Consider the following 26,931-nt stretch of genomic DNA (forward strand, 5'->3'; position numbering starts at 1 on the left):
GTCGTAGCCCGGGTTGTCGTGTTCGGCGATGTAGTACAGCCCGTCCGTGTAACGCACCACCGTTCCGGTGGTGTACTGCGTGCCCGCCACCCAGTTCGGTGCCGTGGTACAGGCGTTGCCGCCGCCTCCGCCGCCGGAGCAGGTGTAGGGGTCCCAGTACCAGGTGCTGATGACGGGGTCGTAGCCCGGGTTGTCGTGTTCGGCGATGTAGTACAGCCCGTCCGTGTAACGCACCACCGTTCCGGTGGTGTACTGCGTGCCCGCCACCCAGTTGGGTGCGCTGTCACAAGGGGTCGCGGCGCTGGCGGTGGGAGTCGGTCCGAGTAACACCGCGCCCAGGGTGGCGAATATGGCCACCAGTACAGCTGCGATTCGCCGTTTTGCCATGTTTGCTCCCGTGAGGTCGACAAGTGCGGGTGGTGCGTGACGCACTGGGAGTTCCAGGGCCGCAGGCGCTGCCGCTCTGGACACCGCCATGTCGACAACGTTGTCTCGCCTTGTGAACTCCAAATACTGGATCAGCGGTGCGCCTGTGGAAGTGCTGTGCGTCTGTGACGATACGGCATCCGTCGGCCCCGCTCTGGCTTGTTGTTGCGGGGTATTGTCGTAATCTTGCGGCAGGCGACGGAAGTTCACACCGTCGAGCCGAGCAGCGGCGGCGGTCGCCGATGTCGGCATGGTCGATGCGTTGCCCGAACTTCCTCTGCGGCAAGGAAGCTGGACAGCCAGCACTCAGTTCAGTGATGGCTGGGGATGCTGATCCGGGCTGCCGTCCGGGTTCGGCCTGCCAGGCAGGCCGTCCCCGCGACCGGCAGTACCAGTAGCGCGAACGCCCAGACAAACGGCGTGAGTTGACCGGTCGTCGCCGTCGATACTGCGCTGAACAGGGCCGAGGCCAGGGCCAGGACCAACGTCTGGCCGAGATTCTGCGAAGTCTGCATTGCGCCGCTCGCATAACCCTGCCCGCCGACCGGCGCGTGCGTGAGGGACAGCAAGGTCAGCGACGGCGTCGCAAGCCCCATGCCGACAGCGGCCAGCACCATCGAGGACGCTGCCGCGGCCGCGGGCACTGCGGGCAGAGTGCACAGTACGGCCAGAGCAACCGCGGCCCCCATCGCCCCGGCCCCGACGGCGACGAGCCGGTGCCGCGCCACCCGGCCCTGCAGACGCCCCTGCATCCAGGAGGCCCCGGCCCAGGCGAGCGCGGCCCCGGTGAACGCAAGCCCCGTGACCACGCCCGGCACTCGTCGCGCGGTACTCAGCATCAGCGGTACGAACGCTTCGAGTGTGAAGTACGCGCCCGAGGTGAGTGCCCGCAGCAGCACCGTGGCGGGCAGCCCGCACTCAGCCCGCCAAGTGCGCAGCGGCAGCAGCCGTGGGGCGAACACCACGAGCAGTGCCAGGCCGGACACCGTGCACACCGCATGCCCTACGTCCCAGGCGGAGACGCCGTACTGAGTGAGCGCCGCTGCCGCACTCACCGCCACCGCAGCGGGCAGGGCCGGCCGCCGCACGGGTCCCTGGGCCCCTCGGGCTCCCTGCGATGCGCCGCCCTCCACCGCCCGCCCTCGAAGCAGCACCACTGAGGCCACCGCCGGAAGCAGAGTGAGGCCCGCGAGGCCGAAGAACACCGCCCGCCAGGACCACCACGCGGCTACGAGCCCCGCGAGCGGCGGGCCGACGAGTGACGGCACGATCCAGCAGGCGCTCATCAGCGCCAGGGCGCGGGCGCGTACGTGGTCCGGGTAGGACTGGCCGATGGCCACGTTGACAGACACCGCCACAAGTCCCGCCGCGATGCCGTCCGCGAAACGCCCGAGGGCCAGCTGCCAGATGGTGGTACTGGTCGCGGAGACGAGCAGCGTCACGACGGTCAGTACCACCCCGGCCGTCAGCGGCCGCCGGGCTCCGGCACGGTCCGCCCATGCCCCGCCCAGCACCCCGCCGAGCAGGCTCGCGGCCACGAAGGCCCCCGCCACCAGGGGGTACAGAGCAACCCCGTCGAGGTCCTCGGCTGCCACCGGCAGCAACGGCAACACCGCCAGCGCGGCGAACCCGGTCAGGAACATCACCGCCACGAAACTGGCGGTGGCGGCCAGATACCCGCGGGAGAACAGCCCGGGCCCAGGAGCAGATGCGACGGGTGCAGGGCAGCGGCGGGTCACGGGCAGCAACGTATCCAGCAATAGCCGGCCAGGACCAATGCTTTTGCAGCGCCGGCGGTCCTTGTCGTTGTCGTGGCGTTGGCACCGGTCGGCGCAGAGCCTGTCTTCCATGACGACGCCTCCGCTTGATCGCTCGCACGGGCCACGGCAGGGCCTCCTGGTAGCTCGGGATTGCGACCCGCGCCGAGCAGTATCAGGAGACCCTGGGTCGCAGTCTCGCGTGCTCGCGTCATGCCGGTGGGAGCGGCCGTCGATTCAGAGGTCGTTACCGCCCTCCCGGGCTCATTCGGTGTCGCTCAGTGCGGTCATCGGCGTGATGCGGGTGGCGCGGCCTGCGGGCAGGAGACCGGCGAGGGCGGTGAGGACCACCAGGCCGCCGAAGACCACCAGCAGTTGTCCCGCGGGGAGCAGCAAGGGCGCGCCGGTGACGACGACCCGCACGAGCAGCAGGGCGTACGGGACACCGAGCGCCAGGCCGAGGACGCCGCCGAGAACGCCGTACAGTGCGGCCTCGAGGGTGACGGTCCGGCGCAGGGCGTTGCCGCCCAGCCCCAGTGCGCGCAACAGTCCGAACTCGCGGGTGCGTTCGATGGCCGTCAGACCGGTGGTGGCGCCGACACCCACGACGGCGATGAGGACGGTCAGGCCGACGAGCCCGACGGCGATGGTGCTCAGTGTCCTGAGCGAGTCCCGGTTGCCGTCGCGCCCTGTCGCCAGGACGGTCAGGGTCACGTCGTCGGGGTCTGCGGCCGCCTCGCGGATCGTGCTCTGGAGGACCCGCTGTGCGTTTGCGCGGGCGGCGAGGCCCTGGTGGGCGGCGTCGGCGAGGATGCCGTTCGCCTTCGCGGAGGCACCCATCCGGTCGAGTACGGCGGGCGGGACCACCACGTCGGCCATGAGCGGGCCCTGAGCGGGCAGCGTCGCGGCGACGGTCAGCTCGATGCCGCCGCCTGTGCCGGCGTGACCGGACGGGAGGGTGAAGGTGTCGCCTGCCTTGACACCGAGTGAGTCGGCGAGGTCGGCTGCGACGATCGCACGGCCCGGCCCCAGGTCCCCCAGGGCGCCGGTGACGGTGGCGATGTCCTCGGCGGTGGGCAGGTCCTGCGGGTTCAGGTCCGACACCTCGATCACCTGCCCGGTGGCGTCGGAGGTCACGTCGAGGGTGCGGTAGCCGATGACGTGGGTGAGCTCGGGCGAGGCGGCGATGCGGCGGAGAAGGCCGGGAGCGAAGCCCTTGCTCTCGGCCGTGGCCTGAAAGTCGGTAGGGGCTTCGGTGGCTAGCCTGCGTTCCGCCAGACCGCCCAGGCAGGCGACGCAGACCAGGGCGCCGGAGACCAGCGCCACCCCGAGGGCGACGACGACGGAGACGGCCGCGGCCCGGCGCGGTTGGCCGCCGACGCCGCTGACGGCCAGCCTGCCGGTCGTCCCCAGCCGGTGCAGCGGCCACCCGGCCGTGGACAGTACGGGCCTCACCAGCAGCGGGCCCAGAGCGATGAGCGCCACGAAGGCGAGGGCCGCCGAGACGACGGTGACCATCAGGGCGAACTCGTGGTCGATGCCGCCGCTCTCGCCCGGCCCGGGCAGCTGGCCGACGAGCAGGGCGACCAGCCCCGCGGCCATGGCGGCGCAGACGCATCCGGCGCCGAGCCGGGCGTGGTTGATGCGGCGTTCGGAGGCGGCGACGGCGGCCGCGCCGAGTGCCCTGACCGGTGGCACTTCGGCCGCCGCCACGGCGGGGGCGAGGGCCGAACAGACCGTCACCAGCGCTGTTCCCGCCACGACCAGCACGGCGTACAGCACGGGGAAGCCCGGTGCGGAAAGGTCCTGGCCCGCGCTGCGGGCGGCCGGCGGGACAAGGTGCCCCACGCCCAGCGCCGCCAGCACACCGAAGGACCCCGCCACGGCGCCCACCAGGGCGCCTTCGACGGCGAGCGCGGCCACCAGCCGGCGCTGTCCGGCACCGATGGCGCGCAGCAGCGCCAGCTGCCGCAGCCGCTGCGCGAAGACGATCCGGAAGGCCGAGGTGGCGACCAGGGCCGCGGCGCCCACTGCGACGGCCAGGAACACGGAGATGAGCAGGAAGATTTCCTTGAACGCCCCCACGGCGTCGCGTGCTTCCTGGGCGCGCACCGCGTGACCGGACTTGAGCGACGCGCCGGAGGACGTCTTGTCGAGCACGGTCCGCACCTGCGCGGACAGTTCGTCCGGCGAGGTGCCGTTCTTGGCGCGGATGTCCACACCCGCATAGCCCGTCAGGCCCTCGATCCGGGCGAGGCGGGTGTCGGTGGCGTAGCCGCCCGACTGCTGCTCGGCGGTCGCGGTGCTCTTGACCACCGCGGTGACAAGGACGGTGACCTCGGCCGTCTTGTCCGCGTCCTCGGGGTCGGTGATGAGCAGGGTCGTGCGGGCGCCGGGAGCGAGCTTCAGCTCCGCGGCGGCCTGCCGGTTGACGGCGATCTCGCGGGCACCGTCGGGATAGCGCCCCTCGACGAGCTCGATCCGGGACAGCGGTCCGGTGCCGGGGTCGGCGTACAGCTGCAGGTACTGCTCGGAGACCCCGGCGATCGGCACGCCCCCGTCGAGGCGGCCGACGGCCTCGGCCACACCGGGCAGCGCGCGGATCTGCCGCAGGGCCGCACCGCTGATCCCCGAGGACGTCCCGTCGGCGGTCACGATGAGACTCACGGCCTCGGGTGTGCCGCGGAAGCGGTCGATGGTGGTGTTGGTGGTGATCTGCTGGGCCATGACGGTGCCGAACACCACGAAGGCGGCCGCCAGCACCGCCAGGCCGGTCATGAGCAGCCGGCCGGGGCGGCGCAGCAGTTCGGCGAGCTGGGATCCGAGGATGCTTGCGCGCCAGGAGAGGCGCGGCGAATTCGTCGGCTTCACCGGACACCCCCCACGGCCCCCAGGGCCCGGACGACATCGGCGCCACCGGCCGCCGTCGTGTCGATGTCATCGACGATGCGGCCGTCGGCGAGGAGCAGGACCCGGTCCGCGCTCGCGGCGGCCCGCGGGTCGTGGGTCACCATCACCACGGTCTGCCCGAGATCGCGCACGGAGCCGCGCAGGAAGTCGAGCACCGACGCGCCCGAGCGCGAGTCCAGATTGCCGGTGGGCTCGTCGGCGAAGACCACGGCCGGCCGGGCCACCAGGGCCCGTGCCAGCGCCACCCGCTGCTGCTGGCCGCCCGAGAGCTCACCGGGCCGGTGTGACAACCGCTCGCCGATGCCCAGCACGCCGACGAGGTGGTCGAGCAGATCCTCGTCCAGGCGCCGGCCGGCCATCGTGACCGGCAGGGCGATGTTCTCCAGGGCCGTCAACTGCGGCAGCAGATTGAACGACTGGAAGACGAACCCGACCTTGTCCCGCCGCACCCGGGTCAGCGCCCGGTCGGACAGACCGCTCAACTCCGTTCCGTCCAGCACCACTTGGCCGGAGGTTGCCGTGTCGAGACCGGCCAGGCAGTGCATCAGCGTCGACTTGCCCGAGCCCGACGGACCGGCGATGGCCGTGAACCGCGCCCGGGCGAAGGCGACGGACACCCCGTCCAACGCCCTGATCTCCGCCTCGCCCTGCTGATAGACCTTCACCAGGTTCACAGCGGCCGCGATGTCCTCACCAGGGCCAGCGGAAACTCCCGTTTCCTGCACCACAGACATGAAGTGAATTCCCTTTTTCCGCGGCGGGTCAGGAGGAGACCGGAGGGAGCGAGATGTCGATCCCGGCCTCGATGCAGTGCCGGTCGGCCGTGTCCTCCAGCTTCTTCACGTCGTCCTTCGACGGCGGGTTGCCCTCGCCCTTCGCGTTCAGGTACGCCCACCCGTCGTAGTTCGAGACGTTGGCGGCGAGGTAGCCGTCCCCGATCCGCGACCTGCGCTGCTGAGCGTTCTTGTACCACTTCTCGAGGGCCGCCTTGTCACTCGGAGGGTTCTGCGCCTCTTCGACGATCTTCTGCGCGAGCTGGCAGTCGGCCATGGACGCCTGGCTGAGCTTGTTGTGCTCGTGCCACCAGTAGGCGCCGCCGCCACCGAGCACCATGACGAGTGCCGCCGCGACCCCGCCGAACAAAATCTTCGTGCCCTTCGACGCCTTGTTGTTCTGGGCGGAAACGGAAACAGCCATGATGCCCCTCCGAAGATTGAAATTCCGAAAGCCGTTCACCGACGCTGTCCGTCGATCGGCAAGGGAAATTCTCGAAGGAAGAGCAACACGGCACATCGATCCAGAATCAGATCCCGCACGCCCAGAGCTACGACCGGAGGCAGAAGACGGGACTACGACCGCAGTCGCACACCCCGGCCGACCAACACCCCGACACCGGCCCTCCCACGCACACCGGACACCAAGCCGCACAAGCTCGTTTCGATCATGACGTTCGGTCGGCGGACCGAGGACACCGTGAGACCGGCGGAACCTACTCTGCTGCGAACCCGTGGCTCCGCTCCACTTTCGCCACATGCAGCGTGTAGCTCTGGTACCACTCGGCTTGCCCGCGCTTTTGCGCCGCGCGATGCTCGGCGTTGCTCCGCCACTCCGTGAGTGCGTCGGCGTCGCGGAAGTACCCGACGGTGATGGACAGTCCACCGGGAGTGTGCGCCTGGTCCATCCCGAGGAACCCGGGGACGTCCTTCACCAGGTTTTCCATGCGGGCCGCGGTCTCGCTGTAGCCGCTCTGGTCCTGGGTTCGCACCGCAGTGAAGACAGCCACGTAGTAAGGGGGTTCATAGGCCTCGACGGGAGCGACAGGTGCTTCGGAGTGATTACTCATGGCGCCACTGTAAGACAGGGCGCGTCCCACGATCCGGCGTCACCTTGAGCCGATCAACGTCCCCTCGCCCAGCGGCGGTTCGCCATCCAGATCGGTCAAGGCGGTACGGTCGAGTCCGAGGCCGTTCGCGAAAGCGTACCCACGCCCGGCAGAACGCCTTCTACCGGCTCGCCCGCTGCCACGAACGGCGCACCGCCGTCATCGACGCATTCATCGACCTCGCCGACACGATCATCACCGTGCGCAGCCTGATCCGGCAGGCATGGACGACTCACCGCTGGGACCAACGCCCGAGCCGCCGCCCCTGACCTATCCGCACCGCCTCCCCAACGGCTCGGTCGTCAAGTGACCCTCCGATCGCCAAGGTGGCTTGACCTGCGAAAACGGATTACGGGATGCGGATTCCCGCATGAGCGCCTATAACGGTGCTATAGTCTGTAGCTGTGCTACAGAACATGGTCGGTGACGCCCGCGAGCGAATGCTTGCGGCGGCGTTCGAGATCGCCACGCGCGACGGTGTCGACGCGGTCTCCACGCGCGCGGTCTGCGCCGCCGCGGGTGTACAGGCTCCGTCGCTTTACCACCACTTCGGCGACCGGGCGGGACTGATCCGCGCTGTCGTCGACATCGCGTTCGAGGAGTACTTCCACCGCAAGGACGCCGTTGTCGCGACGGATGACGCGGATCCGCGCACCCGCGTCGCCGCTGGATGGGACGCGCACGTCGCGTTCGCGCTCGCCTACCCGGGTCTCTACCCGGCGATGTACCCGACATCGGGCCCGCTGCCAGGGCAGGTTGAACGAAGTGGTGCACTGCTGCGCGCCGGGTTCGACGAGCTTGAGCAAGTAGGTGCCCTCCGGCCCGGGATCACCGCGGCGCTGGCGACGAACGCGCTCCGCGCGGCCCTACGCGGCGTCGCCCATGCCGTCGCCGCGAACCCTGGAAGCGACGACAACGACCTGACGTCCGTCGTCGTCCGCGACGCTCTCATCAAGGCGCTCGTCGCCGACCCGCCACGCGGCTGACCAATTGGCGATCCGACCCCGGATCGAGTGACAGCCCTTACAACGGAGCAACAACCATGACTGACCTGCTCGCAGGCAAGACCATACTCATCACCGGCGCCTCGTCCGGTATCGGCAGGTCCGCCGCGCTTCTGTTCGCCCGCGAAAGCGCGAACGTCGTCATCACCGCCCGCCGCAAACCTGAACTCGAGCGTGTCGCTGAGGACATCACCGCCGACGGAGGCAACGTCCTCGCCATTCAGGCCGACACGACGGACGCCGAAGAGATACAGCGAGCCGTCGCGGCCGCGGTCGAGGAGTGGGGGCGCCTCGATGGCGCTCTGAACAACGCGGGCCGCAGCCAGGGCGGCGGCCGCCTCGCCGAGGTCACCGACGAGACCTTCGACTCCGTCCTCGAGACCAACTTCAAGGGCGTATGGCTGGCGATGCGCGCCGAACTGCAGGCGATGACCGCGCAGGGGACCGCTGGTGGCTCGATCGTCAACATCAGCAGCATCGGTGGCACCTTCGGCGCCGCCGGGCAGAGCGTGTACGGGGCTACGAAAGCTGCCGTCATCGCCATGAGCCGAGCCGCCGCCGCCGAATACGGCCGCGACGGTGTCCGTGTCAACGCGATCGCGCCCGGCGCCACGATGACCGAGATGATGGTCGCTTGGCAGCAGCGCGACCCAGGCATCGTCGAGCACCTCAGCTCTCTCGCCGCCCTCGGCCGCCCTGGCCGGCCGGACGAGATCGCCGAAGCCGCCGCCTGGCTCCTCAGCGACCGCGCGAGCTACGTCACCGGCATGGCCCTCGGAGTCGACGGCGGCACCGCCCCTTGGCCCCACTGAGCTGAGTCATACTGAGCCGCGCCGCCACCCCGTTCGAGCCGTGCGGCACACGCAAGTGCGGCGGCCGGTCGCTGATGCGTCGCCGGTGACAGCCAAGTGGACGGTCAGGGTGGTACTCCGAGCGCCTGTGGAGCGTGCCCGTTCTGCTGCCGGTATCCCCCAACCGCACCAATCCGCGTGACCTCTTAAGTGCCTGTTCCTGAGGCCGACATGACAGGACGCTTGAAAGCACGGCTCGTTGGATCTTCAAGGATGTGAGGGCGATCGGGAACGGCCCGGAACCGAACTGCTGCAGCGCACGTCTCCCGGACCATGATCTCAAGCGAGCGCCAAGAGCACGCGATTTCCACCAAGCTGGTCTCGCCGTCCGCAGTGAGTATGGATCCGTCGAAGACCAACGACTACAACAGCTTCGCCGAGGCGTACACGGCCGCAAACGAAACCAACCTGGTCAATGCCTACTACGAGCGGCCCGCGATGCTGGCCCTCGCTGGAGACGTGGCCGGTCGGCGGATCCTCGACGCGGGCTGCGGCTCGGGGGCCCTGTTTGCCGCGCTGCGCGACCGTGGCGCCATTGTGAGTGGCTTCGACACGAGTGCCGGGATGCTGGAGCTGGCTCGGCAGCGGCTCGGTGACGGTGCGGACCTGCAGGTGGCGGACCTGGGCAGCCCGCTTCCTTACGCTGATGACACGTTCGACGATGTAGCGGCGTCCCTGGTGCTGCACTACCTGGAGGACTGGGGGCCGGCGCTGGCCGAGCTGCGACGCATACTCAGGCCCGGCGGCCGGCTGATCGCGTCTGTCGACCATCCCTTTGCCGTCAACCTCATACACCGCGAGGCCGGTCGCGAGGCCGAGTGCAACTACTTCGACACCACCCACTGGACCGTAGAGTGGACCGTGTCCGGCCAGACCGCCCTGGTGACCAGATGGCACAGGCCGCTGCACGCGATGATCGAGGCTTTCATCGGGGCCGGTTTCCGGATAACGGTCATCAGCGAGCCGGATCCTGATCCAGCCGCCCGCGAGCTGTTCCCCGAGGCCATCGCGGCCATGCCGCGCTTCCTGTGCTTCCTGTTCTTCGTCTTGCAGGCGAGCTAGGTGTATTGATCACGAGCGTTGTTGACACTCGCTGGTGCTTGATCATGGCGAAGACCTCCGGTGTGGTGGAGCTGTCTAGGACTGCACCACACGGAGGTCTTCGTGTCCCACCCCAATGCCCGGCTGACCGTTCACGGCAGGCGACTGCTGGTCGAGCGTGTCTGCGCAGGCCGCCCCGTCGCGCATGTGGCCGCCGAAATGGGCATCTCCCGCGCCACGGCCCACAAGTGGATCCGCCGCTGGCGGGCCGAGGGCGAGGCGGGCCTCGCCGACCGCTCCAGCCGGCCCCGCACCGCACCCCGGCGGCCGTGGAGGCCCACGTCTGCCTGCTGCGGCAGACACGCAAACTCGGACCGGCCCGCCTCGGCCCCATCCTGGGCCTGCCCGCCTCGACCGTGCACCGGATCCTGACCCGCCACGGCCTGCACCGCCTCGCGTTCCTCGACCGGCCCACCGGCCAGGTCATCCGCGGTCCTGCTGACCCGCCTCCACGCCGAGCACCCCGAGATCGTGCTGGTCTGGGCGGACAACGGCTACGGCGGAGACGAGTTCAGCACCTGGGCACAGACCACCCTCGGCATCACTATCAAGGTCGTCTCCAGGCCCAAAGACGCCAAGGGCTTCGTCTAGTTGCCCAAGCGCTGGGTGGTTGAACGGTCGAATTCGTAACCGATGAGGGCCCGTCGCAACGCGCGGGACTACGAACGCCTCATGTCCCATGTCGAAGCCCACGTCCAGTGGGCCTTCATCACCCTCATGACCCGCCGCCTGACCCGACGAAACCGCCGAACCGACGCGGTCCCAACTCCCCTTGCGGCAGTCGCTTGACGATCCCTCCGGCTGCCGTTCGCCTCGGCGTCCATCGACGCTCAACCGAACGGCAAGGCCGATCATCACCCAGCCTCAAGACCTCTCGACCTGCGGAAAGAGGATGTGACACAGCTTCTAAGGAAGTCATTTGGCGGCGACTTCGGGAGTCTCGTTCACCACCCTGACATGATCAACAGAAATCAGTTCTGATGTCAGGTTGGAGCCGCCGATGGACGTGACCGAGTCAGCGCATGCCGCGCGAGTGTCCGCTTACGCGGCCGTGGGAACACGGCTGTCCCTGTTCAGCGACCGTCGGCTTGAGAATGCGGTGGCCGCCGCGCCGAGTCTCGGCTCCGGTATCGGCGGTAGGTCGGCGGAGATGGAAGTCGAAGGGACACGCGTCTTCGTCAAGCGGGTCCCGCTGACAGACATCGAGTTGCAGCCGAAGCACGTGAGGTCGACCAGAAACCTGTTCGACCTTCCTCTCTTCTATCAGTACGGGGTGGGGTCGGCGGGGTTCGGTGCCTGGCGTGAGCTGGCCGCGCACATCATGACGACAGGCTGGGCACTCAAGAACGAGTACGCAGGATTTCCGCTGCTGTATCACTGGCGGGTCTTGCCTGACAGTCCCCCTGCCGGCTTTGTCGACGAGCTCGGGGGTGTTGAGGGGGCCGTAGCGCACTGGGAGGGCTCGCCGGCCGTGCGCCGTCGACTGGAGGCCATCGGAAGGTCCTCCTTCAGCCTGGTGCTCTTCCTCGAGCATGTGCCACAGACGCTCGCCGAGTGGCTCGGCGACACCCGTGATGACGCCCGGCCGGAGCCGGGAGGCAAGTCGCTTTATCGATGGGTCGAGAACGCGCTGCTGCGGGGGACGGAATTCATGAGCGCGCGCGGACTGGTCCACTTCGACACGCACTTCGCCAATCTGCTCACCGACGGCCAGCGGGTGTACTTCGCGGACTTCGGACTCGCCTTGAGCCGCGACTTCGAACTCTCAGCGGAGGAGTGCGCCTTCCTCGCTGATCACCTCGTGTACGACCGCTCCTACGCACCGAACCACCTGCTTCGCCACCACCTGCCGGACGACCTACGTGGTGGCACCGAACACGGGACATTCCTGCGCGAATGGGTCGATGGCCACCAACCCGCCGACGTTCCACCCGACATCGGCGCGATCATCGACCGTCACGCCCCGCACGCCATCATTCTGGACGACTTCCATCATCGACTGCTTACGCAGAGCAAGCGCACTCCCTTCCCCGCGGCTGAGGTTCTGCGGGCCCTGGCCGACGCGTCAAGGTCACGGAAGTGAGGGCCGGTTGCTCCGCTCTGGTCATCCGACCGCGCGTTCAGCCTGTGCGGCGGTGGCGGCTTCTTCGCTCGGTCCGCGCTTGCGTGGCCCGGGACCCACCCATACCCCTGCTGTTCCAGCGAGGTGTTCCGACCCTGCGTAATTCCTCTCCGCTCGCCGCACCACCCTTGGAGAAGAGCGACAGCTACCAGGCTGCTGAGCATTCGGTCTCCCGCGACGGTGGTCTCCCGACCGGCGCCGTATCTTGGGCAGGAGATCGGTCGAGTGTTCGGGGGATTTGTGCGGATCGCGGATCACGCTGTCTGGGATCGGGGTTTCCCGGTCAAGTACCTTCTGGTCCGTGAGGACGAGGGGGGCGAGGAGAAGTACTGGGGGCGGTGCGCGAGCGTCGAGGGCATGTTTGTGGACAAGGTGCCACCGAAGCGCGAGGTATTGACGCTGCGAGGATGCACTCCCACAGGTTCTTTGCGCGATGCCCTGTCGCCTGCCGCGGAGTCAACTGGGCTGCTGGGCGATGTGTGTGTCGAGGTATGGGACGAGCAGCAGCCGCTGCAGTGGTGGACCCTGGTGGACTCTGTCGTCCTCGCCCACCAGCCGAATCGGAGTGATCCGGCCCTGGTGGATGTCGTCGTGGGTGCCGGGGTCGAGGAGGAGCACGCCTGGGACCACACCCTGCCGGTGTCGCCGCAGTTCAAACTGTTCGCGGGAACCACCACCGTGGTCGCCAGTCCCGCTGGAGACTGCGCTGGAGTGGATGGGCTGTTTGTCTCGCGCGGGGCGCTGCCATCGTCTCCACTGCACCTCATCGGGTGTGAGGCCGCTGAATCCTTGCTCGCCGTCTTGCGTCGGCCCCACAAGTGGGACCGGGACTGGGTGCAGTTGTGGGCGCTGGACCGCCATGGCGAGGTGATGTACCGCCACAACGTGTCCCTGCGCATCGGGAAGACACGGCCGTCTGTGCTCGGAGGCGTCCTCGTCGACATCACGCTCGCCGATGGCGGCGACGATCGGCCTCCGCTGTTGGCCCGGCCGGTCTGGGAGACCTGGTATCGGGGAGCTCCGACAACCCGCAACCAATGGGCCCCGTTCTCCGCGCAGGGCAGATCCGAGTGGCTTGACCTGACGGCCGCCCGCATGGGCGGCCGGCGCCCGGACCGCTCCGGCGGTACCCATCATCTTGACGGCAAGTTCGTTACCGACGTGCCCGGCCTTCACTGCGCGATGGCAGAAGCCCTTGTGGGACCCGGGGGCTACTTCGGCCGGGAGTGGAACGCGTTCAAGGACTGCCTGGGTGGTGGTTTCGGCGTGGCCCCGCCCTTCACCCTGATCTGGCACGATGCGAACGTAGCGCGCCGAGCGCTGGCAGACGCCGTCTCGGACCCTGATGAGGGGCTCTCCTATTTCGAGGACATCGTTCGGCTGCTCAAACGCTGCGGTGTGACCGTCGTTCTTCAGTAGGTGCTTTTCAACCCGGTGCATTTGCTGTCCATAGCGCTTGCCCTCGACGAGGTCCCGGCAGTCGTGGGAGAACTGGCCGGCCGTCACGTGCGGAGCAAGCTCGTGCACGCGTTCCCTGAATCAAGAGGATGGCCCTCGACCACGATCGCGGTCGAGGGCCATCCTCTTGCCTGCAAGGGGTTTTACGGCATGGGCCGGCGCCCCGCCAGGCTCAGCGCTCAGCCACGAAGACATGCGCGGCGGCCTGCGTGGGGAGTTCCGCGGCCTCCCTGCCGCTGCTGACCATCACGCCGCCGGGCGAGGACGTCACGCTCACGACCGCGCCGGGCTGCACCCCGGCGTGCCGCAGGGTGGACATCAGTTGGGGGTTGGTCTGGATCAACTCGCTGATGTGCCGTACGACCGCGCTCGCGCCGTTCGGCTCGGGCTTGAGGTCGCTGAGGCTGACCATGCTCTCGTCGGGGAACGGATCCAGGGTGCTCTTCCCGCCGAGTTCCTCCAGGCCCGGGATCGGGTTGCCGTAGGGCGACTTGGTCGGGTGCCGCAACAGCTCGAGGACGTGGCGTTCGACGGCCTCGCTCAGCACGTGCTCCCAGCGGCAGGCTTCGGCGTGGGCCTGCTCCCAGTCCAGCCCGATCACGTCGACGAGCAGGCACTCCGCGAGCCGGTGCTTGCGCATCACGCGCGTGGCGATCCGTCGGCCCTCCCCGGTCAGCTCCAGGTGCCGGTCGGCGGCGATGTGGAGCAGGCCGTTGCGCTCCATGCGGGCGACGGTCTGGCTGACGGTGGGGCCGCTCTGGTCCAGGCGCTCGGCGATGCGGGCGCGCATGGGGAGCACGCCCTCCTCCTCGAGCTCCAGGATGGTGCGGAGATACATCTGAGTGGTGTCGATGAGTCGCGACATGCTGTTCGTCAGGCGGCGGTCTCGGCGGTGGCGGTCAGGACCGCGCGACCGAGGATGTGGCCGGCCATGGTGAAGCCGAGGACGGCCGGGGTGGCGTCGGAAGGGACGCCGATGGCGGCGACGTCGAGGGCGTGCACCACGACGAAGTAACGGTGTGGGCCGTGCCCGGCCGGCGGTGCGGCGCCGATGAAGCGGGCTGCGCGGGCGTCGTTGGGCAGTTGGAAGGCGCCCTCGGGCAGGCCCGAGCCGGTGTCGTCGCCGGCGCCCTCGGGCAGCTCGGTGACGGTGGCGGGGATGTCGGCGACCGCCCAGTGCCAGAACCCGGACCCGGTGGGGGCGTCGGGGTCGTAGACGGTGACGGCGTAGCTCTTGGTGCCTTCGGGGGCGCCGCTCCAGGACAGCTGTGGGGAGATGTCCTTCCCGCCTGGGACGCCGGAGGAGTACTGCTCGGGCGACCATGCGGCGCCGTCGGTGACGGTGGTGCTGGTAACGGTGAAGGAGGCCGCCTCGGGGAGGCGGGCGAAGGGGTTGTTGGCGCTCATCGCGTCGTTCCTTTCAGGACGTGCTGTGGGGTGGGGTGGCGGTGATGCGGCCGACGGGCCCACAGGATCGCGTAGAGGCACCGCCGCCGACCTTCATCGACCGCCAGATCGACGATAACACTAATAATCGATTATTCGCTGGATCGTCTATGCTGGAGGCATGAATCAGACGGTCCACACCCTGACCTCACCGGGGAAGCAGATGCTCTCCGAGCAGGTCTACTCACACCTGCGGGACGCGATCATGCGTGGGGACTATGCCCCCGGTGACGCCCTCAAACCGCAGGACCTGGCCAAGGAACAGGGCGTGAGCCTGGCCGTCGTGCGTGAGGCGCTCGTGCGGGTGGTCGGCGAGGGTCTCGCCGACCGGCTACCCAACCGCGGCTTCGCCGTCCCGGCCTTCTCCGACCGCCGCTGGCAGGAGATCGCGGAGGCTCGCCGGACCATTGAACCGGTCGTGCTGCGCATGTCCATCGAGCGCGGGGACGTCGACTGGGAGGCCCGCGTACGAGCGGCCCACCACCGTCTGACCCGCACCCCGGCCCACGCGCCGGAGGAGGGCGAGTACTACAGCGGCGCATGGTCCGAAGCCCACCGGGTCTTCCACCGCACCCTGCTGGAGGGCTGCGGCAACCCCGTCCTGCTGGAGACCTTCGACCGGACGTGGACCGCGAGCGAACTGGCTCGCCGCTGGTCGGCGCACCACAGACCCGACCGGGACCACGTCGGCGAGCACCGCCGGCTGGAGGAGGCGGCGCTGGCCCGCGACGCCGACACCGCGGCCGAGGTACTGACCCAGCACCTCACCCAGACCGCGGCCGGACTGACCGGTTGCACCCACCGCGAACCCGAGAAAGAAACCTGACACGCCTCGCCGATGCTTCGAGGTAGCCAGGAGCGTGGGTCAGTAAACAACTCCTGGAATGCCGCGCCTCGTGGTGGGGTGGGGCTGTCGGGCGCTGCTGTTGAAAAGGCGTGGCTGCCCGTCAGTCGTGATGCGACAATCCGCATCTTGATCCAAATCCGCGTCCCGGAGGTCCGCATGGACATCGCCTCGCTGCTGCCGATGACCACGGCCCGGTTGTCGCTGCGCCTGTTCACTCCCGGCGACGCCGAAGACCTGTACGCCTACCAGAGCCTGCCGAGCGTGGCGCGCTACTTGTACCGGCCGGCACACACGCGGGAGCGCAGCGAGCAGGTGGCGGCCGAGCGCGCGGCGCACTCGGTTTGGTGCGCCGACGGGGACAAGCTGGCGCTTGCCGTGTGCCGACGCCATGAGCCCGGCGTCCTTGGCGAGGTGACGCTCACCCTGGCCAGTGCCCGCGCCGCCCAGGCCGAGATCGGCTGGACTCTCGACCCACGTCACCAGGGGCACGGCTATGCGACCGAGGCGGCCGTGGCGCTGGCCGGGTTTGCCTTCGACAGGCTGGGCGTGCACCGGCTCTACGCACGGCTGGATGTGGAGAACACCGGGTCTGTGCGGGTCTGCGAGCGCCTCGGGATGCGTCGGGAGGCGCACCTGGTCGAGAACGACCTCGACGGGGATCGCTGGGGCAGCGAGTACATCTACGCGGCGCTGGCCGCGGACATCGGCGGTCAATCAGGCAGTTGAGCCCGACGCCGGCCTCCTGTTCGTGATCTTCCGCATGGAAGAATCCTCGTATGTCTGGTGGGGCTGGCCTGTTCGAGGTGGATACGGCGGCGGTGGTGGAGCCCCAGACCACGCCGACGGTGCCGGTGAAGAAGACGTTCCGGGTGTTCGTCCCCGATCAGATGATGTTGCCGCCGCCGTCGAGGAGCGATTTCAAGGCGCCTTCCATGCCACGTGAAGGCAGATCAATAACTACAAGGCGTGAGTACCTGTTTCTAAGCCTCGGTTTTGGGTAGCTTTGGGCCCTAGCCTGGCTGGGTGTCCAAGGACGCCAGGGAGGCCGCAGGGCGGGTGTGTGAGGGCTGTGGTGAACGGTTGAGGCCGGGTGCTCCAGCTCGTACGCGGTTCTGTTCGGCGTCTTGTCGGGCCAAGCATTGGCGCCGGGACCTGCGGTTGCGCAAGCGAGTGGCGGCTGAGATCAGCGGTGCCGGCCGGGCCAAGTGCCCGGAGTGCGGGGAGAGTTGGGTGGCCGGGGTGGACCGCCGTTCGAATGCGGTCTACTGCTCGCGGCTGTGCGTGACGAGGGCCTGGAGGGCTCGGAAGGAATCGTTCGGCGAACGGTAACAGTGACCGCATCGCGAACGCACCAAATCTCAACTTCCGTCATATCTCAGTCATTTGCGGTCGCTTGTTGTGATCTTAGGATTATCGGTCTAACTCTCGGGTTCAGAGGCGGGCTGTGTCCGTCACGGTCAACTGCCTTGCACGGCCCGCGGGTTGGGCGTGAAACCATGCCCGAAGAGAACGAGGCGGCCATCGAGACGGCCGAGGACAAGGTCGGCAGCGTCAGCGCGAGCCGCTATGCGGAGATCGTCGCTGAGCTGCGGGAACTGGTGAAGACGGCCAGCCGCATCCTGTTCAAGGTCGGCGACTACGCGTTGGAGATCGAGCCAATGCGCGAGCACGGCGGTGTGGTGTCGGCCGACGGGCTGTTCACGGTGAAGGACTCGCTGTTCCGTCTGTCCGAGGACATCGGGATGTCCTACTACACGGTGAAACAGGCACGGCAGACCGCGTCGAAGTGGCCCGAGGACCGTCGGGTCGCGGACGTGTCCTTCCCCGTCCACAACATCCTCGCGTCCATCGCCGCCGACGAGGAACGGTACGCGGCCATCCTCACGCCGCCGCCGGGCAGGCCGCGGTGGACACCGGACGAGGCCAAGCGGCGCACGGACCGTCAGGTCGACAAAAGACCGTCAGCCGCCCGAAGGACGCGAGCGGGTTCGTCGCCCTGCCCCGTCGTTGGGTGGTGGAGAGGTCGCTCGCCTGGACCATGCACGCCCGCCGTCATGCCCGGGACTACGAACTGCTCATCCAGCACTCTGAATCACTGATCACCTGGGCCGCGATCAGTATCATGACCAGGCGCATCACCCGCCGGACCTCCCGCCGCAGCGGCCAGCCGGCTCCCAGAGAAGCAGCACGGGACTGATCGTTCTCGAAGACAGCGTCATCTCCTTGGCCCGAACCGGCCCGAACCGCGACACCTGCACCGATCCTCCCGCCGAAGAGACCTCTACGCGGGCTCAACCCAGACCTCGAAGTCAATTCCGCCGATCTCCAGCTGAATCCCGATGTCACCCCGGGGCGCTTGAAGCGCGGTGACATGGCTGATGGGCCCTTGAGGGCGATCGGAATTCGCTTGTGGTGATCCGATGGGGCATCGTACGGTCGCCTCCGATGAACGAGAGGCCCGAGGTTCTGCCGTTGCCGGATCGGAAACCAGTCGACGCCGCGGTGGCGGGCAGGTTGATCGCCGCGCAGTTCCCGCAGTGGTCCGACCTTGAGGTCCGGCCGGTCAACGCGCAGGGTTGGGACAACTGCACCTTTCGCCTCGGTGACGAGATGCTGGTGCGGCTACCGACTGCCGAGGAGTACGCGCTGGCGGTGGAGAAGGAGCACCGGTGGCTGCCGGTGCTCGCACCCGCGTTGCCGTTGGAGGTTCCGGTTCCGCTGGCCAGGGGCGTGTCCGATGAGAGCTTTCCGCACAACTGGTCGGTCTATCGGTGGATCGGTGGCGAGCCTGCGGCCCGTGCCGTCGTCGAGGACATGACGGCGTTCGCCGTCGACCTTGCGGAGTTCCTCGTGTCCCTGCAGCGGATCGACCCGGCAGGCGGACCGGGCCCGGGACTGCACAATTGGTTCCGAGGCGGACCACTGACGACCTACGACGGGTGGGCCCGGGCAGCCCTGGAGACATTGGACGGCCTGATCCGGTCCGAGGCCGCCGAGGAGATCTGGGAGCGGGCGTTGCGAGCCTCGTGGGACGGTAAGCCGGTCTGGTTCCACGGTGACATGGCCTCGGGGAACCTTCTGGTGAAGGACGGTGCGCTCGCGGCCGTCATCGACTTCGGCACTTGCGGAGTCGGAGACCCGGCCTGCGATCTGTCGATCGCCTGGACGATGCTGACCGGCAAGGGTCGGGCCGCGTTCCGCGATCGGCTAGGGGTCGACAAGGCGACCTGGGAGCGTGGACAAGGCTGGGCACTCTGGAAGGCCCTGGTCGTCTGCGCCGGAGCGGTGCGCGATGGCGACGGCCTGCCGACGGATTCATCGTTCGTTCTTGAGGAGATCCTCGCCGCCCATTAGCGGCTGGACCGAACGACAAGTTGATGACAAGTCACTTGGACAACGACATCTCTATTCGGAACCTACAAGCAGTTCCACGATCAGGCCCCCGACGCCTTCACAACTCGGTCCCGTCGTCGGCGTGATCCCCAGGTCTGCGGCATCCACCCCTGCCTCCAAGCTCGTCTCCTAAGGGCTGTCCCGTAATCCGCGGTGGATCAGCGCGCGGCGTCAGATGCGGTGCATCACAAGGCGGAGGGACGTCCGCATACTGGATGTATGCGGATGTTCCGACAACGCGGCGAGGTGCCGCAGCTGTCGTCGCGCGCCCGCCGGGGATTACGGGATAGCCCTTAGCCCGTTCAACGACGGCCGGTCGCATGAGTTAGGGGCCCGTTCGATTTCTGAGCTGGTCAGACCCTCACCGAGGCTTAGAAACAGTTACTGATCGCTCACGGAACTTGTGCCAGACCCCACTGAGCAACATCAGGGCCAGCCCGTGGCGAATGGCGACTCCTGGCGGCCTGCCACAACCTCCGCAAGATCTTCCGGCACGCCGGAAACGCCGGGCTGGCCGCCGCCCGAGCCTGACGGCCCGGCCGGAGCCCCCTGCACAATGGCCCGAGCCCACCACTGCGGCACCAGGCCCGAACAAACGGCCGCGACCGGCCATCAGCCGATCCACAACCGCTCGTCGGCTGGGCCATTGCCGACCCACGCTCCTAGTGCTCTGACCGGGAAGGTTCGCCGGGTCGGCGGTTCCAGCGGTTGGATGTCCGGAGACGTCTGATCTGACCGTTGGGGGTGTGGTGGCTGAGCCTGTCCGTGTGCGCAGGTTGACCGACCAGGAGGGGCAGAAGCTGCAGCAGATCGTCGCCGGGGCAGCACCAGCTCGGTGCGATACCGGCGCGCGATGATGCTGCTGGCCTCGGCTGGCGGAAACCGGGTCCCGGTGATCGCGAAGCTAGTCCAGGCTGACGAGGACACTGTCCGCGACGTGATCCACCGGTTCAACGAGATCGGCCTGGCCTGCCTGGACCCTCGCTGGGCGGGAGGCCGTCCCTGCCTGCTCAGTCTTGACGACGAGGATTTCGCCGTCCAGACGGCCACCACCCGCCCGACCAAGCTCGGCCAGCCCTTCACCCGCTGGTCCATCCGTAAACTCGCCGCCTACCTGCGGAAGGTGCACGGCCGTGTGATCCGGATCGGCCGTGAGGCATTACGGTGCCTGCTCGCCCGCCGCGGCATCACCTTCCAACGCACCAAGACCTGGAAGGAATCGCCCGACCCCGAGCGCGACGCCAAGCTGGACCGCATCGAGGAGGTGCTGGAACGCTTCCCGGACCGCGTGTTCGCGTTCGACGAGTTCGGGCCGCTCGGCATCCGCCCCACAGCCGGGGCCGGCTGGGCTCCCGCCGGTCACCCCGAGCGCCATCCCGCGACCTACCACCGCACCCACGGGGTGCGGTACTTCCACGGCTGCTATTCCGTCGGCGACGACCGGCTGTGGGGCGTCAACCGCCGCAAGAAGGGTGCAGTGAACACCCTGGCCGCACTGAGGTCGATCCGGGCCGCGCGCCCGGACGGCGCCCCGATCTACGTCATCCTGGACAACTTGTCCGCCCACACAGGCGACAAGATCCGTCGCTGGGCGAAGAAGAACCGCGTCGAGCTGTGCTTCACCCCGACCTACGCCTCCTGGGCCAACCCGATCAAAGCCCATTTCGGGCCACTGCGGCAGTTCACGATCGCCAACTCCAACCACCGCAACCACAACGTGCAGACCCGGGCCCTGCACGCCTACCTGCGCTGGCGCAACACCAACGCCCGCCACCCCGACGTCCTCGCGGCGCAGCGTCGCGAACGCGCCCGCATACGCGGCGAGAAGGGCATCCGCTGGGGCGGACGCCCGCTCCCCCGCCGCAGCCTGGCCAAGCGACCGAGCCGAGAGCGTCAGACCCTCACACCACGCGCGATTCGGTACAGCACGTTCGGACGCAGTGGCCCTTCGGGCGCGGTGGGGTCGTCGAAATCGTCAGCCGGGTCGCGGGTCATGCCGATCCGGCGCATCACTGCTTGGGAACGGAGATTGGTAGCAGTCGTCACTGCGAGGATCTCGGGGAGTTCAAGCGTTTCGAAGCCGAAGGCCAGGCCAGCCAGGGCGGCCTCGGTGGCGTAACCATGGCCCCATGCCGAGCGCGCGAACCGCCAACCAATCTCAACCCCCGTGAACGGCATACCATCATCCACTTGGTCCAAGCCCGCGAAGCCGATGAACTCGCCCGTGGCCTGCAATTGAACTGCCCACCATCCGTAGCCTCGCTGGTCGAACTCGGCCTGGAACTGCGCCACGGAGGCATCGCTCTGTTCACGGGTGAGCAGGTCGCCCAAGTGCTCCCGAACCTCGGGATCAGCATTCATCGCCGCCCACGGTTCAAGGTCGGAGTCTTGCCATCGACGGAGCACGAGACGATCGGTACGCAGTTCAGCCATGCTGCCCAGCCAACGTGAGCGCTGCCCCCAAGGCAATCTATTTTCTTCGGGACTGCTACCGCCGCTCAAAAGGAGAATGCACGGCTGGCTCCAAGACTGACGAAGCGACCACGGCCCCGGCGAACCTTCCCGGTCAGAGCACTAGGTGTATGAGGGCTCGACGTTGGTGACGATCTCGCGGAGGCGTGTTGCTGGCGGCTTTCCGGCGGCAGCACTATGCGACCGGTGGTAGTTGTAGTGGATGTTCAACACTGCGATCGCGGCTGACCGGGTGTCCTCACTGGTGAACTCGCGGGCGTAGAGGACTTCCTCGGCCATGATGCGCTGGTAGCGCTCCACCTTCCCGTTGTGTCGAGGTGTGTATGGCTTGGGGCTTTGATGCCGGGTGCCTTGCCCGATGATGCGGGCGAAGTCGCCGGAGCGGTGGCAAGCGCCATTGTCGGTGACGACCCGGTGGATGTGGTTGATGCCGTGGGCGGAGAACCAGACCTTCGCCCCGGCGAGGAAAGCAGCAACCGTCGTGCCCTTCTCATCGCCCAGCGGTTCTGTGTAGGCGAGCCGTGAGAAACCATCGACGACGGAGTGCAGGTAGACGTAGCCACGCTTCGCCCCGGCCGACTTCGCCCGACTGGCGACCTTGGCCTGATCGCTGTCCCGGCCGTGGATCCGCCACCCGCCGCCATCAGGGATCCGGCCGACCTTCTTCACCAGCAGGTGCACCATGTGTCCGGGCCAGCGGGCGGTGATCTTCCCCGGCTTCCGGTCGTTCTCACCGCCTGGGTCGATGAAGCGGCGTTTGCCGAGGCTGAGCCGGGTCAGGTGTCGGCTGACAGTTCGCCGGTTGATCACAAAACCGATACTCACAAGTTCGTCGGTGACCCGTTGCGTGGACCACTTGTGCTCGCGGCGCCAGGACTCGATCTGCTCGATGACCCATGCTGGATTCGCGTTCGGCCTCCGGTGCGGACTCGACGGCCGGTCTTGCAATCCCGCATCACCGTGTAGCCGCCGGCGATTTACCCACTTGCCGGCGCATGCGCGAGAGATGCCCATCTCAGCGGCGACATGGGCGATGGGACGTGTCTGGCACCGCTTCACGAGCCGCCTCTACGGCCCTCGACGCTCAAGGGCGCATCGCGTGGGGCACTCGTCGTCCTCTCGAAGTCGGACGACGGCAGGCGCGACTCCTGTCGTGCGCGCCTGCCGCATTGCGGCCTTTCAGTCCTGCGGGGCGACGCGGATACGGTTCCCGTCAGGATCGGCTGCGAGGAAGGTCAGCCCGAACCCCGCATCATGAGGCTCGCGCAGGATCGTGACCCCCTTGGACTTCCACTGCTTGAAGGTCGCGTTGAGCTCGTCGGGTCCACCGTCGATGGCCAGGCAAACCTCACTGGTGCGCGGGACGTCCGGTGACAGATCCTCGAACTGGCCGGACCACACACCGAGATCAGCGCCTGGCCCGAGGTCGAAGGTGATGTATCCCGGAGTCTCGAACGAGGGGCTCATGCCGAGGAGGTCGCCGTAGAAGCGAGCTGCGGCGGGAGCGTCGTTCACGTAGACGATGGACACGACGGATGTAGTCATGGTTTTTCCTTCTCACAGATCGTAGGTACGCATCCACCAGCCTGACCGGGATATGCGCCGCATCCTGTCGTAATTCCTGAAAAAATTGGTGCGTGACCCCAGATCGCTTCTTCACCCTGATGCTGCTCCTCACATCGAGGGATGCCGTGACCACACAGGAACTCGCCTCAGCGCTCGGGGTGTCCCTTCGAACCATCACCCGAGACCTGAACTGGCTCCGCGACGCCGGTCTGCCGGTGACCGCACAACGGGGCCGCCTCGGAGGCGTGACCATGTTGCCCGGATCCGGACTCGACCTCACGCGACTCACACCGGACGAGCGTGATCAGCTGTCGCTCACCGGGCTGGATGAGACGCAACGTGCGGAGCTCAACGCATCGGCCGAAAGCCGGCGCGCGCTCTCCAAGATCGCCGCTGCACAGCCACGTCGAGTTCATGAGCTCCTGCCGCTCACCGACGTAGTGCACGTGGACAGCCGTCCCTGGCGTCAGGCACGAGCTTCCGGCACGACTCCGGCTTCGCTGATCGGCCCGGTGCGGCGAGGTCGCCGGCTACGGATCGAGTACAACAGCCCACGCGAGTCATGCCCACGCGACCTGGTCTTGGATCCCTACGGGCTGTTCGCCAAGGCCGGCATCTGGTACCTCGTCGCCGACTGTGCCCGAGTGCCACGAATGTACCGACTCGAACGGATCACGACGTGGAAAGAAGTCGACCAGCCACGACGGATCCGCGAGAGCCAGACCCTGGCCACCGTCGCTGCCGCGCTCATTGATCAGTGGGAACACAACCACGCGATAGAGGTCAGCGCCACCATCGACCGGACCCAGATCGAGCGAGCGCAACGGATCTTTGGCCTACGACTCGTCCGGGACGACCATGAAGAATCCGCGACCGGCCACAAGGTAACGATCCGCTTCCTCCATCTGGAGGACGTGCGAGCACTACTGCCGTTCGGGAACGCCATCACTGTGCACGGTCCCACCGAAGCCAGGGCTCACCTCCGCGACCTCGCCACCAATCTTGCCCACCACTATGCGCCGTCACCAACGTCCTGACCCGCAACACTTTGGGCTGTCCCGTAATCCCCGGTGGATCAGCGCTCGGTGTCAGATGCGGGCATCGCGAGGCGAAGGGGCATCCGCATACTGGATGTATGCGGATGTGATACGTCGGTCGTCACGCCGGATCAGACAGTCGGCCCTACCGCGCTGGCCGACTTCGTCCGGCAAGCCATGGCCGAACTCCCGGCGATCGCCGGCGCAGACCGCGCGACCGCACACCGCTACTTCGACGACTGCGCCCTCCGCCGACTCCCTGCCGCGCTCGCCACGGCCCGTCAGGACACCGTCACGGCCGCCATGGCACCGCTGGCCGAGATGTTCGCCAACGTCGGCGGCATGGTCCAGCTGAGCCGTGAGCAAGCTCGCGGCCGGGCCGGCGACTTCGAGATCATCGAGTACATCCTGCGTGCTCAGCCCGGAGGCGTGCCCGGCACCTGGGGCCACCACTTCGACGACTACCTCCTGCACGCTCCCATCACCGACCAGCACCGCAACACGCTTGCCCACCAGGCCGCACTCATCGAGTCCGCACTCGGGAGCGACCCGGCGGACGTCCCGAGCACGGCCCCCGCGCGCGCCACCGGCCGTCACATCCTGCTGATGGGTCCGGAGGCGCCGCCGACCCGCGCCGAGTCGACCCGGCTCTCCTGCACCCCGCCGACCGCCTGGTCCTCAACGACGTCGACCCCGACGCCCTCCGCGCGCTGACGAGCCGGGGTGATCCGCGCTGTCGGCTTCGTGTTCGTCGCCGACGCAGCCTCGATCGTCAGTCGAGGCCTTCGATGATGCGGAAGTCGCGCTCGACGCCGTCAGCAAGTGCGGCCAGCGCCTCCTGGTAGGCCGCACTCGCATGTGCGGCGACCGCCTGTTCGAAGCTGTCGAACTCGATCAGGACGGTGCGCTCGGCGATTCCGGCGTCGTGTGCGACGACCCGGCTGCCGCGGGAGAGCAGCCGCCCGCCCGCGGCCTTGACGGCTGGACCGGCCAGCTTGTCGTATGCAGCCACCTTCTCGGGGTACGCAATGGTGCGGTAGACGCTGACCCAGTAGCCCTTGGCCACGGTACCTCCCGTGTTCGGAATTGATGCTCAGAAGCATGCTCGGATCCATGGCAGGCGCGCTGTGGGTCAGCGAGCCGACGGAGACGGCGCCGAAGTCGGACGGCTTCGATCCTCAGCTTCCGGTTCGACTCGACCGGCCCGGGCCCGGCACACCGACTGGGGCTGTGATCGGATTGGTCTCGGGTGAGCGTCGGCGGGCGAGGGCGAGGCTGGCCATCGTCGTGATCGCCATCGCGGCGACGCCGACCAGCGCCGCGGTCGTGTAGGCGTCGTCGTTCGGGAAGAGGCGGCCCGTGGCGGTGCCGGCGGCCAGGACCAGACCGCCGATGGCGCTGCCCAGGGAGTACCCGACGCTGCGGACGACGTAGTTGAAGCTCATGGCGCTCGACGTCTCGCTCTTGGGGGTGACGGCCAGGATGACGCCGGGCATGGCGGCCGAGAAGCTGCCGACGCCGAAGCCCAACACGCCCATGGCCGCGAGCAGTTCGGCCAGGTTGGACCGGGCGGTGGCGAACAGGACGAACCCGCCGCCGACGATGGCGGCGCTGCCGGCCAGGAGCAGGGGGCCGTCGATCCGTTCGCGGACCCTCGGAGTGAGCTTGCCGGCGACGAACCCCAGCACGGAGAACGGGATGAGGACCAGCCCCGCCACGAAGGTGGTCAGTCCGAAGCCGTAGCCGGCGCTGTGCGGCGTCTGCGCGTAGCGGGTGATGAGCGTGAGCAGGAGGTACATGCCGCTCCCGCCGACGAACATGGCGATGTTCGCCCCGGCGACCGCCGGGTGTCGCACCGCCCGGACGTCGACCAGGGGCGTCTTGGTTCGCAGTTCGGAAACGGTCCAGACACAGAGCAGGAGAACGGCGGCGACGGCAAGGGTCACCGCCACGGCGAGGTGTCGGCTCCACAGGCTCCTCTCGCCGGCCAGGAACAGGACGAGGAGCAGTCCACCCGCCAGGACGAGCGCACCGGCCACGTTCACATGAGCGGAGCGGCCTTCGGGAGCTGCGGGCATGGAGCGCCACGCGGCCACGAAAGCGATGGCGGTGACGAGCAGGCCGAGGCCGTAGGCGGCCCGCAGTCCGCCGAACTCGGCGAGCAGCGCGGCCAGCGGGTAACCGACACCGGCTCCGATGATGGAGACCACTGAGATCAGGGCGATCGTGGCCGCGCTGCGCTCCTCGGGAAGATGGTCGCGGGCCACGCCCATCATCAGCGCCGTGAGACCGAGTCCGACGCCCTGGGCCGCTCTGCCCACGAGCAGCCAGGCGAACGGCAGCGGCAGCACGGTGAGCGCGCTGCCGACGACGACGATCGCCAGCGTGGCGAGAATCGTGGCCCGCCGGTGCGGACCGGCTCCGAGCCGGCCGAGGACGGGCGTGGCGACGGCGCCGCTGAGCAGGGCGATGGTCAGCGTCCACTGCGCGCTGTCGAGGGAGACGTGGAACGTGGTCGCCACGCTGGTGATGAGCGGCGTCCCGAGGCTGGCGACCGCCGCCACCACCAGGGCGATGAACATCAGGGCGGGGACCAGCAGCCGCGCCTCGGAACGTATCAGGGCAGTACTCATGGGTTGGTCATGAGCCTGGGCCGCGG

21 protein-coding genes and 8 pseudogenes are annotated in these 26,931 nt (G+C 68.1%); 16 read left to right on the forward strand and 13 right to left on the reverse strand.

What is annotated here, in order from left to right; all coding sequences use genetic code 11:
• The 6 genes and pseudogenes from ABT057_RS24155 to ABT057_RS24180 all read right to left on the reverse strand — a co-directional run.
• Positions 1-387: pseudogene (locus tag ABT057_RS24155) on the reverse strand (hypothetical protein); the annotation flags it as partial.
• 350 nt (positions 388-737) lie between these two features.
• On the reverse strand, positions 738-2,069 hold the full coding sequence (locus tag ABT057_RS24160; protein WP_352345747.1) for an MFS transporter: 1,332 nt from the start codon (positions 2,067-2,069) through the stop codon (positions 738-740).
• A gap of 378 nt (positions 2,070-2,447) precedes the next feature.
• Entirely contained in the window at positions 2,448-5,054 is a 2,607-nt protein-coding gene (locus ABT057_RS24165) for an ABC transporter permease (RefSeq protein WP_352345650.1), read from the reverse strand.
• Complete coding sequence (locus tag ABT057_RS24170) at positions 5,051-5,827, reverse strand: ABC transporter ATP-binding protein (RefSeq protein ID WP_352345651.1); 777 nt, start codon at positions 5,825-5,827, stop codon at positions 5,051-5,053. Before ABT057_RS24170 ends, ABT057_RS24165 begins: the two co-directional genes overlap by 4 nt.
• A 28-nt stretch (positions 5,828-5,855) precedes the next feature.
• The gene (locus ABT057_RS24175) at positions 5,856-6,290 is read right to left on the reverse strand and encodes a M35 family metalloendopeptidase (RefSeq protein WP_352345652.1); all 435 of its coding nucleotides are present in this window, start codon (positions 6,288-6,290) and stop codon (positions 5,856-5,858) included.
• Positions 6,291-6,582: 292 nt separating this feature from the next.
• On the reverse strand, positions 6,583-6,936 hold the full coding sequence (locus ABT057_RS24180) for an antibiotic biosynthesis monooxygenase family protein (RefSeq protein WP_352345653.1): 354 nt from the start codon (positions 6,934-6,936) through the stop codon (positions 6,583-6,585).
• Between the two features lie 131 nt (positions 6,937-7,067).
• Between ABT057_RS24180 and ABT057_RS24185 the strand changes: the two are divergent.
• The 8 genes and pseudogenes from ABT057_RS24185 to ABT057_RS24220 all read left to right on the forward strand — a co-directional run.
• Positions 7,068-7,244, forward strand: a pseudogene (locus ABT057_RS24185) (IS5/IS1182 family transposase); the annotation flags it as partial.
• Positions 7,245-7,391: 147 nt separating this feature from the next.
• Positions 7,392-7,961: a TetR/AcrR family transcriptional regulator gene (locus ABT057_RS24190; RefSeq protein ID WP_352345654.1), complete on the forward strand. Its 570-nt coding sequence runs from the start codon at positions 7,392-7,394 to the stop codon at positions 7,959-7,961.
• Positions 7,962-8,017: 56 nt separating this feature from the next.
• On the forward strand, positions 8,018-8,791 hold the full coding sequence (locus ABT057_RS24195; protein ID WP_352345655.1) for an SDR family NAD(P)-dependent oxidoreductase: 774 nt from the start codon (positions 8,018-8,020) through the stop codon (positions 8,789-8,791).
• A 312-nt stretch (positions 8,792-9,103) separates the two neighbouring features.
• Complete coding sequence (locus tag ABT057_RS24200) at positions 9,104-9,892, forward strand: class I SAM-dependent methyltransferase (protein ID WP_352345656.1); 789 nt, start codon at positions 9,104-9,106, stop codon at positions 9,890-9,892.
• A 102-nt stretch (positions 9,893-9,994) separates the two neighbouring features.
• A pseudogene (locus ABT057_RS24205) lies at positions 9,995-10,362 on the forward strand (leucine zipper domain-containing protein); the annotation flags it as partial.
• A gap of 4 nt (positions 10,363-10,366) precedes the next feature.
• Positions 10,367-10,669 (forward strand): annotated as a pseudogene (locus ABT057_RS24210) (transposase); the annotation flags it as partial.
• A gap of 262 nt (positions 10,670-10,931) precedes the next feature.
• Positions 10,932-12,014, forward strand: coding sequence for a protein kinase family protein (locus ABT057_RS24215; protein WP_352345657.1), 1,083 nt, complete (start codon positions 10,932-10,934; stop codon positions 12,012-12,014).
• A gap of 264 nt (positions 12,015-12,278) precedes the next feature.
• Positions 12,279-13,472, forward strand: coding sequence for a barstar family protein (locus ABT057_RS24220; protein ID WP_352345658.1), 1,194 nt, complete (start codon positions 12,279-12,281; stop codon positions 13,470-13,472).
• A gap of 211 nt (positions 13,473-13,683) precedes the next feature.
• Here the strand turns inward: ABT057_RS24220 and ABT057_RS24225 are convergent, their stop codons facing one another.
• Both ABT057_RS24225 and ABT057_RS24230 read right to left on the reverse strand, forming a co-directional pair.
• Entirely contained in the window at positions 13,684-14,376 is a 693-nt protein-coding gene (locus ABT057_RS24225; protein ID WP_352345659.1) for an iron-dependent transcriptional repressor DtxR, read from the reverse strand.
• Between the two features lie 8 nt (positions 14,377-14,384).
• A complete protein-coding gene (locus ABT057_RS24230) occupies positions 14,385-14,918 on the reverse strand; it encodes a YbhB/YbcL family Raf kinase inhibitor-like protein (protein ID WP_352345660.1) in 534 nt (177 codons plus the stop codon).
• A 160-nt stretch (positions 14,919-15,078) separates the two neighbouring features.
• Here ABT057_RS24230 and ABT057_RS24235 point away from each other — a divergent pair, with 160 nt between their 5' ends.
• From ABT057_RS24235 to ABT057_RS24260, 6 genes and pseudogenes are all read left to right on the forward strand, one after another.
• On the forward strand, positions 15,079-15,783 hold the full coding sequence (locus tag ABT057_RS24235; RefSeq protein WP_352345661.1) for a GntR family transcriptional regulator: 705 nt from the start codon (positions 15,079-15,081) through the stop codon (positions 15,781-15,783).
• A gap of 177 nt (positions 15,784-15,960) precedes the next feature.
• Entirely contained in the window at positions 15,961-16,530 is a 570-nt protein-coding gene (locus ABT057_RS24240; protein WP_352345662.1) for a GNAT family N-acetyltransferase, read from the forward strand.
• 1,016 nt (positions 16,531-17,546) lie between these two features.
• A pseudogene (locus tag ABT057_RS24245) lies at positions 17,547-17,711 on the forward strand (DUF6192 family protein); the annotation flags it as partial.
• Between the two features lie 47 nt (positions 17,712-17,758).
• Positions 17,759-17,947, forward strand: a pseudogene (locus ABT057_RS24250) (IS5-like element IS4811 family transposase); the annotation flags it as partial.
• A 302-nt stretch (positions 17,948-18,249) separates the two neighbouring features.
• Positions 18,250-19,158 (forward strand): aminoglycoside phosphotransferase family protein, encoded by a 909-nt coding sequence (locus ABT057_RS24255; RefSeq protein WP_352345663.1) that lies wholly within the window; start codon positions 18,250-18,252, stop codon positions 19,156-19,158.
• Positions 19,159-19,946: 788 nt separating this feature from the next.
• Positions 19,947-21,052, forward strand: a pseudogene (locus tag ABT057_RS24260) (IS630 family transposase); the annotation flags it as partial.
• A gap of 38 nt (positions 21,053-21,090) precedes the next feature.
• Here ABT057_RS24260 and ABT057_RS24265 read toward each other — a convergent pair.
• From ABT057_RS24265 to ABT057_RS24275, 3 genes and pseudogenes are all read right to left on the reverse strand, one after another.
• Positions 21,091-21,630, reverse strand: coding sequence for a GNAT family N-acetyltransferase (locus ABT057_RS24265; RefSeq protein ID WP_352345664.1), 540 nt, complete (start codon positions 21,628-21,630; stop codon positions 21,091-21,093).
• 141 nt (positions 21,631-21,771) lie between these two features.
• Positions 21,772-22,808: pseudogene (locus ABT057_RS24270) on the reverse strand (IS481 family transposase).
• Between the two features lie 40 nt (positions 22,809-22,848).
• The gene (locus ABT057_RS24275; RefSeq protein ID WP_352345665.1) at positions 22,849-23,214 is read right to left on the reverse strand and encodes a VOC family protein; all 366 of its coding nucleotides are present in this window, start codon (positions 23,212-23,214) and stop codon (positions 22,849-22,851) included.
• A 92-nt stretch (positions 23,215-23,306) separates the two neighbouring features.
• Here ABT057_RS24275 and ABT057_RS24280 point away from each other — a divergent pair, with 92 nt between their 5' ends.
• Positions 23,307-24,272, forward strand: a complete 966-nt coding sequence (locus tag ABT057_RS24280; protein WP_352345666.1) for a helix-turn-helix transcriptional regulator — start codon at positions 23,307-23,309, stop codon at positions 24,270-24,272.
• A gap of 177 nt (positions 24,273-24,449) precedes the next feature.
• Positions 24,450-24,986 carry a hypothetical protein gene (locus ABT057_RS24285; RefSeq protein ID WP_352345667.1) on the forward strand — a complete coding sequence of 179 codons (537 nt, stop codon included), beginning with the start codon at positions 24,450-24,452 and terminating at the stop codon, positions 24,984-24,986.
• A gap of 58 nt (positions 24,987-25,044) precedes the next feature.
• Here the strand turns inward: ABT057_RS24285 and ABT057_RS24290 are convergent, their stop codons facing one another.
• Positions 25,045-25,338 carry a DUF1330 domain-containing protein gene (locus ABT057_RS24290; protein WP_352345668.1) on the reverse strand — a complete coding sequence of 98 codons (294 nt, stop codon included), beginning with the start codon at positions 25,336-25,338 and terminating at the stop codon, positions 25,045-25,047.
• 112 nt (positions 25,339-25,450) lie between these two features.
• Positions 25,451-26,905, reverse strand: a complete 1,455-nt coding sequence (locus tag ABT057_RS24295; RefSeq protein ID WP_352345669.1) for an MFS transporter — start codon at positions 26,903-26,905, stop codon at positions 25,451-25,453.
• Positions 26,906-26,931: the final 26 nt, after the last annotated feature.

It is taken from the genome of Streptomyces sp. NPDC002588 (assembly GCF_040295925.1).
Classification (GTDB): Bacteria; Actinomycetota; Actinomycetes; order Streptomycetales; family Streptomycetaceae; genus Streptomyces.

Coding starts and splice junctions, on each gene's coding strand:
- ABT057_RS24160 (WP_352345747.1), bottom strand. CDS start 2,069: ATGTTCCTGACCGGGTTCGCCGCGCTGGCGGTGTTGCCGTTGCTGCCG.
- ABT057_RS24170 (WP_352345651.1), bottom strand. CDS start 5,827: ATGTCTGTGGTGCAGGAAACGGGAGTTTCCGCTGGCCCTGGTGAGGAC.
- ABT057_RS24175 (WP_352345652.1), bottom strand. CDS start 6,290: ATGGCTGTTTCCGTTTCCGCCCAGAACAACAAGGCGTCGAAGGGCACG.
- ABT057_RS24180 (WP_352345653.1), bottom strand. CDS start 6,936: ATGAGTAATCACTCCGAAGCACCTGTCGCTCCCGTCGAGGCCTATGAA.
- ABT057_RS24190 (WP_352345654.1), top strand. CDS start 7,392: ATGGTCGGTGACGCCCGCGAGCGAATGCTTGCGGCGGCGTTCGAGATC.
- ABT057_RS24195 (WP_352345655.1), top strand. CDS start 8,018: ATGACTGACCTGCTCGCAGGCAAGACCATACTCATCACCGGCGCCTCG.
- ABT057_RS24200 (WP_352345656.1), top strand. CDS start 9,104: ATGATCTCAAGCGAGCGCCAAGAGCACGCGATTTCCACCAAGCTGGTC.
- ABT057_RS24215 (WP_352345657.1), top strand. CDS start 10,932: ATGGACGTGACCGAGTCAGCGCATGCCGCGCGAGTGTCCGCTTACGCG.
- ABT057_RS24225 (WP_352345659.1), bottom strand. CDS start 14,376: ATGTCGCGACTCATCGACACCACTCAGATGTATCTCCGCACCATCCTG.
- ABT057_RS24230 (WP_352345660.1), bottom strand. CDS start 14,918: ATGAGCGCCAACAACCCCTTCGCCCGCCTCCCCGAGGCGGCCTCCTTC.
- ABT057_RS24235 (WP_352345661.1), top strand. CDS start 15,079: ATGAATCAGACGGTCCACACCCTGACCTCACCGGGGAAGCAGATGCTC.
- ABT057_RS24240 (WP_352345662.1), top strand. CDS start 15,961: ATGGACATCGCCTCGCTGCTGCCGATGACCACGGCCCGGTTGTCGCTG.
- ABT057_RS24255 (WP_352345663.1), top strand. CDS start 18,250: ATGAACGAGAGGCCCGAGGTTCTGCCGTTGCCGGATCGGAAACCAGTC.
- ABT057_RS24265 (WP_352345664.1), bottom strand. CDS start 21,630: ATGGCTGAACTGCGTACCGATCGTCTCGTGCTCCGTCGATGGCAAGAC.
- ABT057_RS24275 (WP_352345665.1), bottom strand. CDS start 23,214: ATGACTACATCCGTCGTGTCCATCGTCTACGTGAACGACGCTCCCGCC.
- ABT057_RS24285 (WP_352345667.1), top strand. CDS start 24,450: ATGGCCGAACTCCCGGCGATCGCCGGCGCAGACCGCGCGACCGCACAC.
- ABT057_RS24295 (WP_352345669.1), bottom strand. CDS start 26,905: ATGAGTACTGCCCTGATACGTTCCGAGGCGCGGCTGCTGGTCCCCGCC.